The sequence below is a fragment of the Arthrobacter sp. 2YAF22_2 genome, from assembly GCF_052114645.1.
Lineage (GTDB): Bacteria > Actinomycetota > Actinomycetes > Actinomycetales > Micrococcaceae > Arthrobacter.
Genome location: NZ_JBFRFD010000387.1, coordinates 1 through 3,659 on the forward strand (window position 1 = coordinate 1; position 3,659 = coordinate 3,659).

Annotated in this window: 4 protein-coding genes and 1 pseudogene; 3 read left to right on the forward strand and 2 right to left on the reverse strand. The window is 67.9% G+C overall.

Annotated elements, in window-relative coordinates:
* From zwf to pgl, 3 genes are all read left to right on the forward strand, one after another.
* A partial coding sequence (gene zwf / locus AB4Y86_RS14485; protein WP_441402898.1) for a glucose-6-phosphate dehydrogenase occupies positions 1-1,297 on the forward strand: 1,297 nt, incomplete at its 5' end.
* Positions 1,294-2,235, forward strand: a complete 942-nt coding sequence (locus tag AB4Y86_RS14490) for a glucose-6-phosphate dehydrogenase assembly protein OpcA (protein WP_441402899.1) — start codon at positions 1,294-1,296, stop codon at positions 2,233-2,235. The genes zwf and AB4Y86_RS14490, both read left to right, overlap by 4 nt.
* Positions 2,225-3,043 (forward strand): 6-phosphogluconolactonase, encoded by an 819-nt coding sequence (gene pgl / locus AB4Y86_RS14495; protein WP_441402900.1) that lies wholly within the window; start codon positions 2,225-2,227, stop codon positions 3,041-3,043. The genes AB4Y86_RS14490 and pgl overlap by 11 nt, the downstream gene beginning before the upstream one ends.
* Here the strand turns inward: pgl and AB4Y86_RS14500 are convergent.
* Both AB4Y86_RS14500 and AB4Y86_RS14505 read right to left on the reverse strand, forming a co-directional pair.
* Complete coding sequence (locus tag AB4Y86_RS14500; protein WP_441402901.1) at positions 2,996-3,391, reverse strand: RNA polymerase-binding protein RbpA; 396 nt, start codon at positions 3,389-3,391, stop codon at positions 2,996-2,998. The genes pgl and AB4Y86_RS14500 overlap by 48 nt on opposite strands.
* A gap of 117 nt (positions 3,392-3,508) precedes the next feature.
* Positions 3,509-3,659 (reverse strand): annotated as a pseudogene (locus AB4Y86_RS14505) (preprotein translocase subunit SecG); the annotation flags it as partial.

A 3,659-nucleotide genomic window follows, 5' to 3' on the forward strand; every position in this document is an offset into this window, starting at 1 on the left:
GGTCATGAGTTACGCCCGGACCCCGTTCGACGAGACGGTGTGGAAGCAGCTGTCCGAGGGCATCCGCTTCGTGCAGGGCGAGTTCGACGACGACGACGCCTTCGAGCGCCTCAGCGAGACAATAGATGAACTCGACGAGCAGCGCGGCACCCGCGGCAACCACGCCTTCTACCTGTCCATCCCGCCGAAGGCCTTCGAACTGGTCTGCCGGCAGCTCTCCAAGCACGGGCTGGCGCAGGCCGAGGGCGACAAGTGGCGGCGCGTGGTGATTGAGAAGCCGTTCGGCCACGACCTCGAGTCCGCCCGGCAGCTCAACGACATCGTCGAATCGGTCTTCCCGCAAGACGCCGTGTTCAGGATCGACCACTACCTGGGCAAGGAAACGGTCCAGAACATTCTGGCCCTGCGTTTCGCCAACCAGCTCTTTGAACCCCTGTGGAACGCCAACTACGTGGACCACGTCCAGATCACCATSGCCGAAGACATCGGCACGGGCGGCCGCGCCGGTTACTACGACGGCGTGGGTGCTGCCCGCGACGTCATCCAGAACCACCTGCTGCAGCTGCTCGCACTGACCGCCATGGAGGAGCCGATCTCCTTCAACGCGGACGATCTCCGTGCCGAGAAGGAGAAGGTCCTCGCGGCCGTACGGCTGCCGGAGGACCTGTCCACGCATTCGGCGCGCGGCCAGTTCGCCGGCGGCTGGCAGGGCGGCGAGGAGGTGCTGGGCTACCTGGAGGAAGAGGGTATTCCGGCCGATTCGACCACCGAGACGTTCGCCGCGATCCGGGTGGACATCAATACCCGGCGCTGGTCCGGCGCGCCGTTCTACCTGCGTGCCGGCAAACGGCTGGGCCGCCGGGTCACGGAAATCGCCGTCGTCTTCAAACGCGCCCCCAACCTGCTCTTCCGCGACCACGGCGAGGACGATTTCGGCCAGAACGCCGTCGTGATCCGGGTCCAGCCGGACGAGGGCGCCACGATCCGTTTCGGCTCCAAGGTCCCCGGCACGCAGATGGAGGTCCGCGATGTCACCATGGACTTCGGCTACGGGCACTCCTTCACCGAGTCGAGCCCCGAAGCGTACGAACGGCTCATCCTGGACGTGCTGCTCGGCGAACCACCGCTGTTCCCGCGGCACCAGGAGGTGGAGCTGTCCTGGAAGATCCTGGACCCCTTCGAGGACTACTGGGCCAGCCTGAACGAACAGCCCGAACCGTATGCCCCCGGCAGCTGGGGCCCGGCCTCCGCCGATGAACTGCTCGCCCGCGACGGACGGACCTGGAGAAGGCCATGATCGTAAACCTCCCCGACACCACCACGTCCAAGGTCTCCAAGAAGATCATGGCCCTGCGGGAGCAGGGCGGCGTGATCGCCCTGGGCCGCGTGCTGACCCTGGTGGTGGTGACGAAGTCCGGCCTCGAAGAGGAAGCCATCGAGGCCGCCAACGAGGCCAGCCGCGAGCACCCCTGCCGGATCATCGTGCTCGCCGACGCCGGCGCATCGGAGCCCACCCGGCTGGACGCGCAGATCCGGGTAGGCGGCGACGCCGGCGCCTCCGAGGTCATCCTGCTCCGCGGCTACGGCGAACTCGCCGAGGAAAGCGAATCACTCGTGGCCGCCCTGCTCCTCCCGGACGCCCCGATCGTGGCCTGGTGGCCGCACGGAGCCCCAAAGAACGCCTGCCAGACGTCGATCGGCCGGATCGCGCACCGGCGGATCACGGACTCCTCCAACGAGCCGGACCCACGGGCGGCACTGGAGAACATCCGCAGCACCTACAAGGCGGGCGACACCGACCTGGCCTGGACCCGGCTGACCAACTGGCGGATCCAGCTGGCGGCGGTCCTGGACCAGGTGGATCCCTCGCCGGTCACCGCCGTTGCGGTCGAAGGCGCCTCGGACTCCCCCAGCACCCTGCTGCTCGCCGCCTGGCTTACGCTGGCGCTGGACGCCCCGGTGACCATCGTCGAGGACCCGGCCGGCACAGGAATCCGGCGCGTGCGCCTGACCCGTCCCGGCGGCGACGTGCAGCTGTACCGTCCCGGACTGACGGTGGCCGAACTGACGCAGCCGGGCCAGCCCGTGCAGCACATCTCGCTGCCGCGCCGCAGCCTCAAAGACTGCCTGGCCGAGGAGCTCCGGCGCCTGGACCCGGACGAAGTGTTCGGCGAAGTGATTACGATTGGCCTGCCCCGTACCAATGCAAGGAGTGTCCGTCCCAGTGAGCGCTGAGCCCAGAGTAAGCATCCATCCCGACTCGGCCGTGCTGATGGCCGCGATCGCGGCGCGCCTGATCACCAAACTTGTGGATCTTCAGGACAAGCACGGCGAAGCGACGGTGGTGCTCACCGGCGGCACGATGGGAATCGGTTCGTTAAAGGCCGTCGCCGAGTCTCCGGCTGCCCCGGCGGTCGACTGGTCGAAGGTGAACTTCTGGTGGGGTGACGAACGCTTTGTCGGCCGGGACGACGCCGACCGCAACGCCCGGCAGGCACAGGAGGCGCTGCTTTCCCAGATCAACGTGGACCCGGCCCGCGTCCACGTTCCCGGCTCGACCGACGATTTCGGAACGGCCGAGGAGGCTGCCGCGGACTATGCCCGGAGGCTCGCGGAGGCCGCCGCGGCCGAGCACGCCGCCGACATGTCCGATGACCGCCCGGACGAGCCCGGGAACCTGCCGCGGCTGGACATTGTGCTGCTCGGCGTCGGCCCGGATGCGCACGTGGCCTCGCTGTTCCCGGAGCAGGCCGGCATCCGGGAGAAGTCCCTGACGGTGGTGGGGGTCGGCAACTCCCCCAAGCCGCCACCGGAGCGGATTTCCCTCACCCTGCCCACGATCAACACGGCGAACGAAGTATGGATGGTGGTGGCCGGCGATGACAAGGCCGGCGCCGTTGGCCTGGCCCTCGCCGGAGCGAACCCGGTGCAGGTCCCGGCTTCCGGTCCGCGGGGGCGTGTGCAGACACTCTGGCTGATCGACGAGGAAGCGGCCTCACGCGTCCCCGAGCAGCTGGTCCGGAAGAGCCCGTCGGGCGCGTAAACGTTCGAGCGCTCCGGCCAGCACATCTTCGGCGTCCTGGCTGGAGCGCCGTTCTTTAACGTATTCGAGGTGGCTCTTGAACCCCTCGGCAGGTTCGTCCTCCAGCGCGAAGCGGGTCTCGTCCCGGGTGGCCGTCCCGCCGCAGCGGCGGCAGTCCCAGGTGCCGGGAATCTGCTCTTCCGGCAACTTGGCGAACACCAAGGCCGTTTCGTGGCCCTTCGCGCACCAATAGGAGACGCAGGTCCGGGGCTGGCCGGCGCCGATGCCGTCGAGAGGCTCGTGGCGGGCAGGGGCTCCCGCGACTGCACCCACCCGGATGCCCCTGAATCCGGAGGCTGAATGCAGCATCGGGAACTCCTTGCTACTCGGCTGGAGGATTTCTTCTTGCCAGCGACAGTGTAGTTCCGAAGTTCCCGATGCCGGGAGGGCCGCACGGCCCCTTATGAAGTTCTAGAAAATGACGTATTAGGAGTTAGCGCCGGTGCTGAACCGCATCAGCAGGCCAAGCGCGATGATCACGACGCCCCAGGTGACTCCGAGAGTGATCGTGAAGCGGTTGAGGTTGCGCTCCGCGACGCCCGAGGAGCTGAGCCCGGAGCTCATGCCGCCGCCGAAC